Below are 14283 nucleotides of genomic sequence, written 5' to 3'. Positions count from 1 at the left end.
TGCTGCACACGCCGACCGGCGTCGCCTGCGCCTGCGGAGCCGCCGTGCTGCAGGCGGCCGGGCTCGCCTGGACCCGCCGGTTGCTGCGGCCCGGGGCACGTTCGGCCGTGGACCGGGCCGTCGGACGGTTCACGGCCCGCAGGCGGCTGAGCCGCCTGCCACTGCGGCGGCCCGTGGAGCAGCCGAGCGGGCGTACCCCCTGGTTGTTGGGGACGGCGGCGGGCGGTGCGGTGATCGCGCTGCTGCCGTCCCTCGCCGGTGGCGTGCTGGGTGTCGTCGTCGCGGGCGGGACCGTGGCCGTGCTGCGGCGGATGGAACCCGCGACCGTGCGTGCCGAGCGGGAGCGGGCGCTGGCCGACCTGCCGTGGGCCGTGGACCTGATCGGCGCCGCGCTGCGCGCCGGAGCCCCGCTCGACCACGCCGTGCTGAGCGTCGGCGCGGCACTGGACGGGCCGCTCGGCATCCGGCTGCAGCGGATCGGCCGGTCCCTGCGCCTGGGTGCGACCGCGGCCGAAGCCTGGTCGCACCTGGCTGACCTGCCACCGGCCGGCCGCCTCGTCGCGGCGGTGGAACGCAGCTCCGCCAACGGATCAGCGCTGGCCGGCGCACTGCACCGGTGCGCCGACGACCTGCGCGCCGACACCGCCGTACGCCGCCAGGCCGGGGCGCAGCGCGCCGGTGTCCTGATCGTCCTCCCGCTCGGGCTGTGCTTCCTGCCCGCCTTCGTACTCGCCGGCCTGGTGCCGGTGGTCCTCGCCGTGCTCGGCGAGGTGCTCTGACCCGCCACGAAAGGAGATCGTCATGCCCCGACAGAGGCCACTGCGAACGGAGGTCCCGCCCGTGGACACCACGGTCCTGACGCCGATCCGCCCGCCCGTGCCCGCGCCCGCCCGGCTGCGCGACGTCGACGCCGACGCTGCCGCGATCCTTGCCGAGTCGGTGGGCTCGGCGGCAGCCCGGCCGGTGCCCGACGCCGGTATGAACACCGCTGAGTACGCCGTCGGCACACTGGCCGCCGTCGCTTTCGCCGGACTGCTGCTCAAGGTGCTGACCAGCGACGGCGTGCAGGCGGCGCTGTCCGGCGTGATCCAACGGGCCCTCGGGTGAGCCGAACGGACCGGGGTAGCGCCACCGCCGAGCTGGCGGTGGCGCTACCCGCCGTGGTGCTCCTGCTGGTCACCGGCATCGGCGCGGTCGCCGCGGTGACCGTGAAGCTCGGCTGCGTGGCCGCCGCCCGTGACGCGGCGCTCGCCGCCGCACGCGGGGACGGCGTGTCCGGCGGGGCGAGCGTCGACGTCGCCGGGGACACGGTCACGGCAACGGTGCGGCGCTCCCTCCGGGTGACCGTGCTGACCTGCACCGCGACCGCCGCCCGCGAACCGGGTGCGCCGTGAGCTCGCTGTATGCGCTCGGCGTGGGCCTGGTCTTCGTGGCCGCGGGCACCGTGGTCGCGGTGGACGGCGCGCACCTGGTCGCCCGGGAGCAGGCGCGCACGGCCGCGGACCTGGGCGCCCTGGCGGGCGCGGCGGCGGCGATCGAAGGCGCCGCGGCGGCATGCGAGCGGGCCGGGCGGATCGCGGCCGCCAACGCGGCGACGGTCACGGCCTGCCACCTGGACGGCCTCGACCTGACCCTCTCCGTGCAGGTCGTCACCGGGGCGGGCGCGGCCGAGGCCACCGCCGTGGCGGGCCCGGTCCGCGAGGTGACCTGACCAGGTGCGCCCCGGCGGCACCGGTGGGCCGGGCCCGATCCGCGAGTCAAGGGTGACCTGACGGCGGGCCTGATCCGCGAGTCAACGGTGACCCGGGCGCGGACCTGGCACGGCCGCCGCTGGCCGGTTGCGGGGTCCGCGACGGAACTGCGGGTGGAGATCACTGTTTGAGGACAGAACGTGAGGTGTGACCGCAGATCATGACCGGAAGCGGCGATCATGCTCGACTCGACGCGCTGGCCGCGCGCCAGGCCGGGCTATTCACCAGGGGTGACGCGAAGGCGTGCGGGTTCTCCGACGACCAGGTTCGGCGGCGGCTGCGGCGGCGGGACTGGCAGGCGGTGCTCGGTCAGGTGATGACTCGGGCCGGGCGGACGGGCACGCCGTTGCTGCGGGACCGGGCCGCGCTGCTGGCCGTGCCTGATGCAGTGCTGGCCGGACCGTCTGCGGCCCGGCGCTATGGCCTGGACGTGCCTGGTCTGCGGACCAGCCTCATCGTTGCGCCGGAACGGCGGGTGCGGCTGCCGGGCGTTTTGGTCCGTCGGGAACTGCTGGACCCGGCGGACCTGGTGCTGATCGAGGGAGTTCTGCTGACCTCCCCGGAGCGCACCGTTGTCGACTGTGTCCGCGAGTTGAGCCCGGACCAGGCCGACCTGGTGATCGACCGGGCGTTGCAACGTCGGCTGATCACCTTCGACGGTTTCGTCGCCAGGGTGCAGGCGATGGTGGGGCAGCATGGGATACGCCGTCTGGTCAGCGCGGTGTCGCGGCACGCGCATGGGGCGCGTTCGGTGGCGGAACGGCTGCTGGTGCAGGGACTGCGGCGGGCGCGTATCGAGGGCTGGCGGGCCGACGTGCCGGTTCATGACGCCGAAGGGCTGATCGGCGTGGTCGACTTCGGATTCCTGGAGATCCGGCTGGCTGTGGAGGTCGACGGCCGCGCGTGGCACAGCGCCGGGGACCGGTTCCAGCACGACCGGGAACGACAGAACCGGCTGGTCCGCGCCGGGTGGACGGTCCTGCGGTTCACCTGGCGCGACCTGACCGAGGACATGGGCGGCGTCATCCGCCAGATCACCGCCGTCCGCCGCCGACTCGCCCGCACCACCTCACCGCCGCGGACCGGACCACGGTGAGAGATCGCTGTTTCCGGGCAGAACCTGGCGTTCAACCGCAGATCTTGTCCGGAAACAGTGATCTTCCCCGAGAGCGGCGCAGCGACCCGGACGGCAACGATTACGCCGAGGTGGGCGCGGGGAGGTGGGTGAGGATGGTGTCGAGGACGGTGACGGCGCCGGGCTTGTCGAGCGGGTTGTTGCCGTTGCCGCACTTGGGGGACTGGACGCAGCTCGGGCAGCCGCGTTCGCAGGCGCACTCGGCGACCGCGGTCCGGGTCGCGCCGAGCCATTCGGCCGCCATGCCGTACGCCCGTTCGGCGAAACCCGCCCCGCCGGGGTGGCCGTCGTACACGAAGATGGTCGGCGCGTCGGTGTCGGCGTGCCGGGCCGTCGACAGGCCGCCGATGTCCCACCGGTCGCAGCTCGCGACCAGCGGCAGCAGGCCGATCGCGGCGTGCTCGGCGGCGTGCAGCGAGCCGGGCAGGTCCTCCAGCCCGGCGACCGCCGACTCCGCGATGGTGGCCCAGACCGCGACGGTGCGCAGGGTACGGGTGGGCAGGTCGAGGGGCCAGGTGCCGAGCACCTCGCCGCTGTCCATCCGCCGCCGCTGGAACGACACGACCTGGCTGGTCACCTCGACCTCGCCGAGGAACAGCCGGACCGGCCCGGCGTCCACGTGCGAGCGGACCTCCAGCACGGTGAGGTCGATGGTGTCGCGGGCGTGTGTGGAGTACGGCGGGTTGTCGGCTTCGACCAGGGCCACCCCGTCGGCGAGGTCGAGTTCCCGTACCACGTAGGTGCGGCCCTGATGGGTGTAGACGGCACCGGCGTGCAGGTGGTGGTGGGCGGCACCGGCGTCGGCGGTGCCGATGAGGCGGCCGGTGGCGGCCTCGATGACGGCGATCGGCGGCCCGCCGGTGCCGCGCAGGTCGATCTCGGGGCGCTGCGGGTGGGTCCAGTACCAGCCGGTGGGGCGGCGGCGCAGTGCGCCCGCGGCGACGAGTTCGTCGAGCAGGGCGGCGTCCGCGCCGAACAGCGGCAGGTCGGCCTCGGTGAGGGGCTGCTCGGCGGCGGCCGTGCACAGGTGCGGGGCGAGCACGTACGGGTTGGCGGGGTCGAACACGGTCGCCTCGACGCTCTTGCCGAACAGTGCCTGCGGGTGGTGCACCAGGTAGGTGTCCAGCGGGTCGTCCCGGGCGACGAGCACGCACAGCCCGTCGCGCCCGGCCCGGCCCGCGCGGCCCGCGCGTTGCCAGACGGCGGCGCGGGTGCCGGGGTAGCCGGCCAGCAGCACCGCGTCCAGGCCGGTGACGTCGATGCCCAGTTCGAGGGCGTTGGTGGTGGCCAGGCCGGTGAGAGTGCCGTCGGTGAGCTGCTGCTCCAGGGTGCGCCGCTCCTCGCGCAGGTAGCCGCCCCGGTAGGCGGCGACCTGGCGGCCGAGTCCGGGCTGCGCCTCCTCCAGCGCGGCGCGCGCGTTGACGGCGACGACCTCGGCGCCGCGGCGGGACGGCACGAAGGCGAGGGTGCGTACGCCCTGGACGACCGCGTCGGCGAGCAGGTCGGCGGTCTCCCGCAGCGCGGAGCGGCGCACCGGGGCGGCGTCGCCGTTGCTGTCCGCACCCGGTAGCTCCGGGGGCTCCCACAGGGCGAAGGTCATCGACCCGCGCGGCGCGGCGTCCTCGGTGACCGCCCGCACCGGCCGCCCGATCAGCTTGCTCGCACTACCCGCCGGATCGCCGGACGTGGCCGAGGCCAATAGGAACACGGGACCACCGCTGGTCCTTTCGGTGAGGCGGCGGAGGCGGCGGAGGATGTGGGCGACGTGGGCGCCGAAGACGCCGCGGTAGCTGTGGGACTCGTCGACGATGACGTAGTGGAGGTTGCGCAGCACGCCGGACCAGCGCTGGTGGCCGGGGAGCAGGCTGTGGTGCAGCAGGTCGGGGTTGGTGAGGATGACGTTGGCGTGCTGGCGGATCCAGTCGCGCTCCTCGCGCGGGGTGTCGCCGTCGCAGACCGCGGCCCGCAGGCCGGGCAGGTTCAGGCCGGTCAGCGCGCGGTGCTGGTCGGCGGCGAGGGCCTTGGTCGGCGCGAGATAGAGGACGCGGGCCCGGGGCCGGGTGAGCACGGCGGACAGGGCGGGCAGCTGGTAGGCCAGCGACTTGCCGGAGCCGGTGCCGGTCGAGATGACGACATCGGCGCCGCCCCAGGCCAGCTCGGCGGCCTCGACCTGGTGCTCCCAGGGCGCGGTGATGCCGCCGTCACGTAGGGCGTCGAGCAGTGGCGCGGGGACCCAGGACGGCCACGCGGCGGCGCGCCCGGCCCGCGCGGGCAGCAGCTCGACGTGCGTGACCTGGTCACGTTTGAGCCAGTACGGCAGCAGGTCCACTCCAGCACTCTGCCACCGCGGGGCGGGCGTCGGCCAGCGGCCGTCGTCACGCTGTCATGCGGAGCCCGCTCCGCGGCCTTAATCGGTTGTCCGGCCTGCGCTGCGCTACGGCCGTACACCGAGCGGCCGCTCCGGCGGGCTCCTGGTCCCGAGTGCGCGTTAAGGGCAAAGGGCGCGTAGCCCGGAAACCCGACCAGTGGTTAGATGCATGAGGATCGGATGCACGGAGTGATTCCGGGCAGTGACCGGACGTCGTAGAGGAGGTGCCGATGGAGCTGTCGCTGGCCACGCGTGTCGTCGCCGGGCATACCGTGCTCGAGGTCGGCGGCGAGGTGGACGTCTACACCGCTCCGAAACTCCGCGAACGCATCGCCGAGCTGCTCGACAGCGGGGTGACCGCGGTGGTGGTCGACCTCGCCCGGGTCGACTTCATGGATTCGACCGGCCTCGGTGTGCTGGTCGGTCAGCTGCGCAAGGCGCGGACGATGGGAGCCACCTTCGGCGTGGTGTGCTCGCGGGAGTCACTTCTCAAGATCTTCCGGATCACCGCGCTGGACCAGGTGCTGCCGCTGTACCCGTCCGTCGACGCGGCCACCGCGAGTTGACCCGCGCGGACATGGCGACCGTCCGGCTCGAATTCACCCCTGAACCCGCGCACGTGCGTACGGCGCGGCTCGTCGGCGTGGCCGTCGCCCGGCGCGCTGGGGTGCCCGACGACCAGCTCGACGAGGTGCGCCTGGCGATCGGCGAGGCGTGCGCACGGGCGGTGGCCCGGCACCAGCGGGTCGGCCTGCGCGACGTGGTCGCGGTCGCTTTCAGCGACGGAGACCGTTATCTCGTGCAGGTGTGGGATCACGCCGGCGACGAGGAGCAGATCACCGACGAGGAGCAGCTCACCGTCGACGTGAGCGCCAGCCTGCTGCAGGCGATCGTGAAGGATCTGCAGGTCCGTCCGCTGGAGAGCGGGCCCGGCACCGAGGTGCAGATGGCGTGGCCGGTCCGGCGCGCCTCGCGTCTTGGGCGCTGATTCACTCATCTGCGGGCATAGAGTCGCTGAGCGTACCGCACAACCCGGGACGGGCGCAGCAACGAAGATCACCGCGACACAGCAGGTGGCGGGTGTGACCCGGACCACGTGTCCGGTTTACAGTTCACGGGTTGTTTCCAGGCCGTAACCGACGTCACTCGTGACCCTCGGCGCGGCTGCCTCACAAGTAGATCGTGATCTTTGGGAGGACAAAGATGTCCGGGTCCATCCTCGCTGCCCCCGGCAGCGAGCTGACCCTTACCGGCGCAAACGTTTCGTACGTGGTCGTCGCGGCTGTGATCGCACTGGTGGCGCTGGGTTTCGCCGCCATGCTGGTCAGGTCCGTGCTGGCAACCGGTAAGGGCACCGAAAAGATGCAGGAGATCGCCGGCGCCGTCCAGGAGGGCGCGTCGGCATACCTGTTCCGCCAGTTCAAGACGCTCGGCATCTTCGTGGTGCTCGCGGTCATCCTGCTCTTCCTGCTGCCGGTCCACGGCGACGGTGACAACGACACCGCGCTGAAGATCGGCCGTTCCGCGTTCTTCGTGGTGGGCGCGCTGTTCAGCGCCTTCATCGGCGGCGCCGGCATGGCGCTGGCGACCCGCGCCAACCTGCGGGTGGCCGCGGCGGCCCGCGAGGCCGACGGCGGCCGCGAGGCCGCCATGGCGATCGCCTTCCGCACCGGTGGTGTGGTGGGCTTCCTGACCGTCGGCCTCGGCCTGTTCGGCGCGGCGCTGGTGGTGTGGATCTACGGGATCGACGCCGCGACCGTGCTCGAGGGCTTCGGCTTCGGCGCGGCGCTGCTCGCGATGTTCATGCGGGTCGGCGGCGGCATCTTCACCAAGGCCGCCGACGTCGGCGCGGACCTGGTCGGCAAGGTCGAGCAGGGCATCCCCGAGGACGACCCGCGCAACGCGGCGACCATCGCCGACAACGTGGGCGACAACGTCGGCGACTGCGCCGGCATGGCGGCCGACCTGTTCGAGTCGTACGCGGTGACCCTGGTCGCGGCGCTGATCCTGGGCCGGGCCGCGTTCGGCGTGGAGGGCCTCGTCTTCCCGCTGATCGTGTCCACCATCGGTGTGCTGATCGCGATCGTCGGCGTGTTCCTGACCCGCCTGCGCAAGTCCGACAAGAACGGCCTGCAGGCGATCAACCGCGCCTTCTACATCTCGGCCGCGCTGTCCGCGGTCGCGGTGGCCGGCGCCTCGCTGTACTACCTGCCGAAGACCTTCGGTGAGCTCGGCAAGCCGGAGATCAGCGGCAACCCGCAGACCGTCGCCATCGGCGCGGTCGTCATCGGTATCGTGCTGGCCGCCGCCATCCAGGCGCTGACCGGCTACTTCACCGAGACCGGCCGTCGCCCGGTGCAGGACATCGGCAAGTCCTCGGAGACCGGCCCGGCCACCGTGGTGCTCGCGGGCATCAGCGTCGGCCTGGAGTCGGCCGTCTACTCGGCGCTGCTCATCGGCGGCGCGGTGTACGGCGCGTTCCTGCTGGGCGGCGGCACGCTGGTCGTGTCGCTGTTCGCCATCGCGCTGGCCGGCTGCGGCCTGCTGACCACCGTCGGCGTGATCGTGGCCATGGACACCTTCGGCCCGATCTCCGACAACGCGCAGGGCATCGCGGAGATGTCCGGCGACATCGACGAGCAGGGCGCCCGCACCCTGACCGAGCTCGACGCGGTCGGCAACACCACCAAGGCGATCACCAAGGGCATCGCGATCGCGACGGCCGTGCTGGCCGCGACCGCGCTGTTCGGGTCGTACACCGACACCCTGGGCGTCTCCCTGGCCGAGGCCGGTGAGACCGCGGAGGGCTTCGTCAACGAGATGCTCAACGTGGCGAACCCGGCCAACCTGGTCGGACTGCTGATCGGTGTGTCGGTCGTCTTCCTGTTCTCGGGTCTGGCCATCAACGCGGTGTCGCGTTCGGCCGGCGCGGTGGTGCACGAGGTGCGCCGCCAGTTCCGCGAGCTGCCGGGCATCATGGACGGCACGCAGCGGCCCGAGTACGGCAAGGTCGTCGACATCTGCACCCGCGACGCCCAGCGTGAGCTGATGACCCCGGGCCTGCTCGCGGTCCTCGCCCCGATCGCCGTCGGCTTCGGCCTCGGCGCGGGCGCGCTGGCGGCGTACCTGGCCGGCGCCATCGGCGCGGGCACCCTGATGGCGGTGTTCCTCGCCAACTCCGGTGGCGCGTGGGACAACGCGAAGAAGATGGTCGAGGACGGCGCGCACGGCGGCAAGGGCTCGTCGTCGCACGAGGCGACCATCATCGGCGACACGGTCGGCGACCCGTTCAAGGACACCGCCGGCCCGGCCATCAACCCGCTGCTCAAGGTCATGAACCTGGTGTCGCTGCTGATCGCCCCCGCCGTGGTGGCGCTCTGGTACGGCTCCACCGAGAATGCGACCGCGCGCAACCTGATCGCCCTCGGCGCGACCGCGGTGATCGTGGTGGCCGTGGTCATCAGCAAGCGGAAGCCGATCACCGTCGGCGGCGACGACCAGGGAAAAGCTGACGCTGCGCCGACGCAGCGCGAGAAGGTCAACGCCTGACGCACCGCAACACCGCGGCGCCCTCCCCACCGGGGAGGGCGCCGCTCCTATTTGCCCCGCCCCGCCACCTTCTCCGCGGGGGATCTTGCGCGAACGCCCCGGCGGTGCCCCGTTTGCCCGTGTCGCGGGGTACATCCGCGCAAGATCGCCGCGGGCGTCGGGGTCGGCGCTAGGCTGCACATCATGCGTAGGCCCCGCGCTGGATTCCTGCCGCTGCTGGTTGTGGTGGCGGCGGTTACGGGTGGGTGTGTGGCGGACGGGCCGCCGCCGAGGGTGTGGGCGGCATCGGTTTGTTCTGCGCTCAATCCGTGGCGCGAGGAGATCGCGACGCTGACCACCCGGGCACAGCAGCAGACGCCCACCTCGACGACGCCCCAGCAGGCCAAGGAGAACCTGGTCCGCATGCTGGAGGGGGCACGTGACGCCAGTGAGAAGGCGCGCGGCCGCATCGCGGACGCGGGAGTGCCCGAGGTCGAGGGCGGCGACGCGATCGCCGACGGGGTGAGCGGGTCGCTGGCGCAGGTGCGCGACGCCTACGGCCGGGCCGGCGAGGCGCTGCGCGCCCTGTCCACGGACGACGCATCCGCTTTCTACCAGGGCGTCAGCGCGGTGATGACGAAACTGCAGCAGGAGTACGACGACAGCGCCCTGGACACCAGCGAGCTGCGCTCCACCGAGCTGCAACAGGCGTTCGGCGAGGTGCCGGAGTGTCTCTGAACCGCCAGCTCGCCATGTTCTCCGCCGAGTCGGCCCGCCCGTCGGCGTACGACCTCGCGGGGCTGCTCGTCGGGCCGGGCCAGGTGACCCGGATGGGCGGCACGGCCCGGGTGTCGGTGGTCGTCGACGCGGCCTGGCGGGTGCACGCGCTGGCGGCCGAGTTCACCGCGCGAGGGCTGGAGACCAGCTGGGAGCCGGCCGCGATCGAGGGCCACTTCGGGGTGCGCACCGCGTACACCGGGATGCTCGCGCCGCTGGCGGAGGCGTGGTTGCGCGGGTCGGGCAAGCGCCCGCCGGCCGGGTTCGCCCTCGACGGGGCGCGGCTGCGGCTGTGGTTCGCGGCGGCGGGTTCGGTCGACCCGGAGGGCGACGGCGCGGTCCTGCGGCTCGGGGCCAGCGACGAGCACTGCGCGGCGCCGGCGCTGCGCGCGTTCACCGCGCTGGCCTGCATGGCCGAGCTGGGCCGGGGGCCGGTGCTGCGGATCAGCGGGCGGCGACGGGTGGCCCGGCTCCGTGAGCTGGTCGGCGAGCGTCCGACGACGGCCCCGCTGGGCGCGTGGCCCGGCGACCAGCCGGTCGCCGACGAGCCCGGTGATCAGGTGCTCCCTGCGGAGCAGGCAGAACCGCGTCCGGTGCGGGTCGCGCGGGCTCCGCGGCTACGCCCCGTGGCGCCAGGGCAGCTGGACACCGGTCAGATCGAGCCGCCCGCTGCGGAGCAGCCGCCGGACCCGACCTTGGCGCAGCCGGATCAGGCCGGGACGACCGGTCCGGTGCGGACCGGCAGCGACTTGACCGGGCCGTAGCGGGCCACCGGCGCGCCGGTGACGTGCGCCCAGTAGCGGTCGCCGTAGGACCAGTGCCACCATTCGGTCGGGTAGTTCACCATGCCGACCGAGGTCAGCGCGTCGCACAGGTAGCGCCGGTTGCGGGCGGCCTCGGCGGAGACGTTCTCGGAGTCGGTGTGGCAGGCCTCGCTGTCGGTGTCGTTGACCTGCGTGCCCATCCACAGCTCCACGCCGTCGGCGGTGCACAGCGTCAGGTCGACCGCGGCGCCGGCGACGTGCGGGGCGACCTCCGGCGGGGAGATGTACCGGCTGGCCCGGCGGTGATACCAGGCCTCGTCGTGGCCGGGCTGGATGACCCGCAGCCGCTGCTTGTGGGAGTCGAAGTACTCCTGCTGCAGGGTCAGCGGGCGGTAGCACTCGACGATCAGCAACCGCATCCCGGCAGGCAGCAGCGTCTGCGCGGTGACCAGCCGGTCCACCACGCTCAGGCGGACGTGGGCGAAGGCCCCCTCGCCGTCGGCGAGCCGTGGGTCGAGCCGCAGCGCGCCGACGGTACGCAGGTCGATCAGGCACTCGTCGCACTCGGCCACCGGCGTCTCCACGACCGCCGTGTCCGACAGCAGCACCATCTCCGCCATGACAACCCTCCCCGCCCCCGGCCCGCCCCGGTATGCGCCCGAGGGGTCCCCCCACCTGCCCGGTCGCGAAGTGAACGCCGGGACGGGTGGCTCGCCCCGTGCCGAGCCACCCGTATCTCCGACAGGAGAAAGACTCGCAGGCCGCGCTGGAACTTTTCTGTAATAGACGGGCGTCAGGCCGGTGGCCGCCTCAGTGGTCGCCGTCGAGCTCCCGGATCTCGCGCGCCCCGTGATCGTGGAAGGTGCGGCGGGCCCGTGCGCGGGCGGTCTGCGCGGCGGCCGTGTCGCCGCGGGCCGCCAGCAGCCGGGACCGGTCCAGTTCCAGGCGGGCCTGCCAGACCGGCACGTCCATGGCCTGCCAGATGTCGTGGGCCGCGTCGAAGCAGGCCTCGGCCAGGTCGAGCCGGTGTTCGGCGAGGTGGAGCTGGCCGAGCACGCGCAGCGTCGCGCCCTGGCCCCAGCGGTCGCCCATGGTGTGGCTGACCGACAGCGCCCACTCCAGCCGGGGCAGCGCCTCACCGTGGTGGCCCTGGCGCATCCGCGCCTTGGCCAGCGCGCGCACCGCGTACGCCTCCATCAGCTCGTCACCGAGGTCGTGGAAGATCGCGGCGGACTCGGCGCAGCGCCGCTCCGCCTGCGCCCACTCGTCCCGGGCCCGGTGGTAGAGCCCGAGCGTGCGCAGGGTGTGCCCCTCGCCGAGGCGGCTGCCGGCCCGCCGGTACGCGGCCAGCGACTCGGTGAGGTCGGCCAGCGCCCGGTCGTAGTCGCCCAGCTCCAGCCGCACCGAACCGGCGATGCGCCGGGAGTAGCCGATGCCGATGTCGTCGTGGGCGTCGTGCAGCAGCGTCGCGGCCTGGTCGAGGAAGTGCACGCCCTCGGCGAAGCGGCCCGGTTCGCGGCACGCGATGCCCAGCCCGGCCAGCGCGGCCGCCTGCCCGGGGAGGTCGTTCAGCTCGCGGAACAGGCTCAGCGCGGCCCGGAACTGCCGCCGCGCCTCGGTGTAGTGGTCCTGGTCGTAGCGCAGCTGGCCCAGCTCGGTGAGGATCACCGCCTCGTCGTGCGGCTTGCCCGCGCGCCGGGCCGCGGTCAGGGCCGCCTCGATCACCCGGGTGCGGGCCGCGAACCGGTTCGCGCCCATGAAGGCCGACGCGTTGCGGGCCGAGGCGAACTCGCAGACCAGGTCGTACAGGCCGAGCGCGAGCGCCCGCTCCACCCCCGAGGCCAGCGCGGATTGCTCCGCCTCGAACCAGTCCCAGGGGTCGGCGATGACCAGCGCGGTCAGCTCCTCCGACACGTCGTGCGGGCTGAACGGCCGCCGCCACCGGATCTCGGCGGGCGGCGAGTCGACCGCGGTGCGGTGGATCAGCGCCAGCCAGCCGCGCAGCGCCCGCGCCACCGCGTCGGCCAGGTCCTGCGCGGGCTCCTCCAGCGCGGCGCACTCGCGGGCGTACAGCCGGATCAGGTCGTGCAGGCGGTAGCGCAGCCCGCCCATGCGGTCCACCCCGACGAACTCGACCAGCTGCGCGTCGACCAGCTGCTCGACCAGCTCCTCGGCCTCGGCCAGGGAGGTCTCGACCAGCCAGGACACCACCCAGGGCGAGAAGTCGGGCACGCCGAACCAGCCCAGCCGGCGCAGCGTGGCGCGGCAGTCGGGGTCCAGCGCCCGGTAGCTGAGCTCGATGCTGCTGCGTACGCCGACGTCGCCGGCGGACAGGTGGTTGAGCCGGCGGCTCTCGTCGGCGAGCCGGTCGGCCAGCGGCTTGAGCGGCAGCGCCCGCCGCCCGGCCAGCCGGGCGCTGACGATGCGCAGCGCCAGCGGCAGGTTGCCGCAGTACTCGACGATCCGGCGGGCGGCGTCGAGGTCCTCGTCGACCCGCTCGTCCCCGGCGAGCCGCCGCAGCAGCAGCAGCGCCTCGTCGGGCTCCAGCACGCGCAGGTCGGTCAGCGTGGTGCCGGACAGCCCGGCCAGGCGGTCCCGGCTGGTGATGACGACGGCGTTGCCCGGGTGGCCCGGCAGCAGCGGCCGCACCTGCTGCTCCGCGGCGGCGTCGTCGAGCACCAGCAGCATGCGGCGCTGTGCCAGCAGCGTGCGGTACAGGTCGGCCCGCTCGCCGAGGCCCTCCGGCAGTTGGGCCTGCTCGACGCCGAGCGCACGCAGGAACCGGGACAGCACCTCGCCCGGCTCGGCCGGGACGTCGCTCATGCCGCGCAGCTCCGCGTAGAGCTGGCCGTCCGGGAAGTGCTCGACCAGCCGGTGGGCCACCGCGGTGGCCAGGGTCGACTTGCCGGTGCCGCCCGGACCGGCGATGACCTGCACGGCCGGGGCGCCGCCGGTCGGCAGCAGGGCATGCGCCAGCGCCTCCAGTTCGGCGGCCCGGCCGGTGAAGTCGGCCGGCACCGGCGGCAACTGCGCGGGCACGGGGTGCACCGTGCCCGGTCCGGCCAGCTCCGGTGACTGGGCCGCGACCGCGAGCTGCTCGGTGCCGCCCCGCAGGATCGCGTGGTGCAGCGCGGTGAGTTCCGGGCCGGGCTCCACACCCAGCTCGGCGATGAGCACGTCGCGGCCCTCGCGGTAGCAGGCCAGCGCCTCGGCCTGGCGGCCCAGCCGGTACAGCACGGTCATCAGCTGGCCACGCAGCCGCTCGTTGGTCGGCCGGTGCCCGATCAGCACGGTCAGCTCGGCGACCAGGTCGCCCCACAGCCCGGCGGCGATCTCGGCGGCGATGCGCTCCTCGACGGCCGCGGCCCGCAGCTCGTCCAGCCGGGACGCCTGCACGGTCAGCTCCGTGGCGTCCAGGCCGGACAGCGCGGGGCCCTGCCAGAGCGCGTCGGCGCGGCGCAGCAGCGCGGCGGCTCCGGCGTGGTCGCCGGCGGCCGCCGCGGCACGTCCCTGCGCCAGCAATCCGGTGAAGACCTCGACGTCGAGCGTGTCCGGCTCGATCCGGATCACGTAGCCCGGGGCGGCGGTGTTGATGAGGTCGCCGGCACCGTGCTTGGCGAAGGTGCGGCGCAGCGTGGAGACGTAGGTCTGGATCAGCGCGCGGGCGGTGTCGGGCGGATCGTCGGCCCACAGGATGTCGACCAGTCGGCTGGCCGACACCACCCGGCCGTGCTCCAGGAGCAGCGCGGCGAGCAGGGCTTTCGGTTTCGCGCCGCCGAGCGGCACCGCCTCGTCGCCGGCGTCCGCCGAGACGGGTCCGAGCAGCCGGAACTCCACCTCGCACTCCTCCGCCGCGTTACTAGATCGATCCAGCGTACGGCCGGACGGTGGCAGAGGACCACAGCCCGACACGACATCGCAGGTCAGAGGCTAGCGCATCGGCGAGATGGCCAATTTGTC

General features: G+C 73.6%; 13 protein-coding genes. 10 read left to right on the top strand and 3 right to left on the bottom strand.

Annotation, left to right across the window (positions count from 1 at the left end; genetic code table 11):
* Positions 1 to 80: 80 nt before the first annotated feature.
* The 5 genes from ACFQO7_RS13430 (at position 81) to ACFQO7_RS13410 (ending at position 2847) form a co-directional block, all read left to right on the top strand.
* On the top strand, positions 81 to 779 hold the full coding sequence (locus ACFQO7_RS13430) for a type II secretion system F family protein (RefSeq protein ID WP_417281898.1): 699 nt from the start codon (positions 81 to 83) through the stop codon (positions 777 to 779).
* 199 nt (positions 780 to 978) lie between these two features.
* A complete protein-coding gene (locus ACFQO7_RS13425) occupies positions 979 to 1107 on the top strand; it encodes a DUF4244 domain-containing protein (RefSeq protein ID WP_376806736.1) in 129 nt (42 codons plus the stop codon).
* Positions 1104 to 1394 carry a hypothetical protein gene (locus tag ACFQO7_RS13420; RefSeq protein ID WP_376806664.1) on the top strand — a complete coding sequence of 97 codons (291 nt, stop codon included), beginning with the start codon at positions 1104 to 1106 and terminating at the stop codon, positions 1392 to 1394. Before ACFQO7_RS13425 ends, ACFQO7_RS13420 begins: the two co-directional genes overlap by 4 nt.
* Positions 1391 to 1711 carry an Rv3654c family TadE-like protein gene (locus tag ACFQO7_RS13415; protein WP_376806663.1) on the top strand — a complete coding sequence of 107 codons (321 nt, stop codon included), beginning with the start codon at positions 1391 to 1393 and terminating at the stop codon, positions 1709 to 1711. The genes ACFQO7_RS13420 and ACFQO7_RS13415 overlap by 4 nt, the downstream gene beginning before the upstream one ends.
* 200 nt (positions 1712 to 1911) lie before the next feature.
* Positions 1912 to 2847, top strand: a complete 936-nt coding sequence (locus ACFQO7_RS13410) for a DUF559 domain-containing protein (RefSeq protein WP_376806662.1) — start codon at positions 1912 to 1914, stop codon at positions 2845 to 2847.
* A 100-nt stretch (positions 2848 to 2947) separates the two neighbouring features.
* Here ACFQO7_RS13410 and ACFQO7_RS13405 read toward each other — a convergent pair whose 3' ends face one another.
* Positions 2948 to 5215, bottom strand: a complete 2268-nt coding sequence (locus tag ACFQO7_RS13405; RefSeq protein WP_376806661.1) for a DEAD/DEAH box helicase — start codon at positions 5213 to 5215, stop codon at positions 2948 to 2950.
* A gap of 269 nt (positions 5216 to 5484) precedes the next feature.
* Here ACFQO7_RS13405 and ACFQO7_RS13400 point away from each other — a divergent pair, with 269 nt between their 5' ends.
* The 5 genes from ACFQO7_RS13400 (at position 5485) to ACFQO7_RS13380 (ending at position 10323) form a co-directional block, all read left to right on the top strand.
* Positions 5485 to 5820 (top strand): STAS domain-containing protein, encoded by a 336-nt coding sequence (locus tag ACFQO7_RS13400; protein ID WP_376806660.1) that lies wholly within the window; start codon positions 5485 to 5487, stop codon positions 5818 to 5820.
* Positions 5821 to 5831: 11 nt separating this feature from the next.
* Entirely contained in the window at positions 5832 to 6242 is a 411-nt protein-coding gene (locus tag ACFQO7_RS13395; protein ID WP_203697672.1) for an ATP-binding protein, read from the top strand.
* 215 nt (positions 6243 to 6457) lie between these two features.
* The gene (locus ACFQO7_RS13390) at positions 6458 to 8803 is read left to right on the top strand and encodes a sodium-translocating pyrophosphatase (protein WP_376806659.1); all 2346 of its coding nucleotides are present in this window, start codon (positions 6458 to 6460) and stop codon (positions 8801 to 8803) included.
* A gap of 183 nt (positions 8804 to 8986) precedes the next feature.
* Positions 8987 to 9520, top strand: coding sequence for a hypothetical protein (locus ACFQO7_RS13385; RefSeq protein ID WP_376806658.1), 534 nt, complete (start codon positions 8987 to 8989; stop codon positions 9518 to 9520).
* Positions 9511 to 10323, top strand: coding sequence for a hypothetical protein (locus ACFQO7_RS13380; protein WP_376806657.1), 813 nt, complete (start codon positions 9511 to 9513; stop codon positions 10321 to 10323). Before ACFQO7_RS13385 ends, ACFQO7_RS13380 begins: the two co-directional genes overlap by 10 nt.
* Here ACFQO7_RS13380 and ACFQO7_RS13375 read toward each other — a convergent pair.
* Both ACFQO7_RS13375 and ACFQO7_RS13370 read right to left on the bottom strand, forming a co-directional pair.
* Positions 10269 to 10943 carry a M15 family metallopeptidase gene (locus tag ACFQO7_RS13375; protein ID WP_376806656.1) on the bottom strand — a complete coding sequence of 225 codons (675 nt, stop codon included), beginning with the start codon at positions 10941 to 10943 and terminating at the stop codon, positions 10269 to 10271. The genes ACFQO7_RS13380 and ACFQO7_RS13375 overlap by 55 nt on opposite strands.
* A gap of 190 nt (positions 10944 to 11133) precedes the next feature.
* Positions 11134 to 14160, bottom strand: a complete 3027-nt coding sequence (locus ACFQO7_RS13370; RefSeq protein WP_376806655.1) for an AfsR/SARP family transcriptional regulator — start codon at positions 14158 to 14160, stop codon at positions 11134 to 11136.
* Positions 14161 to 14283: the final 123 nt, after the last annotated feature.

Source organism: Catellatospora aurea (assembly GCF_042663325.1).
GTDB classification, from domain to species: domain Bacteria; phylum Actinomycetota; class Actinomycetes; order Mycobacteriales; family Micromonosporaceae; genus Catellatospora; species Catellatospora aurea.
The sequence above is the reverse complement of the archived record's forward strand: the minus strand, read 5'-3'. Positions and strand labels throughout refer to the sequence as shown.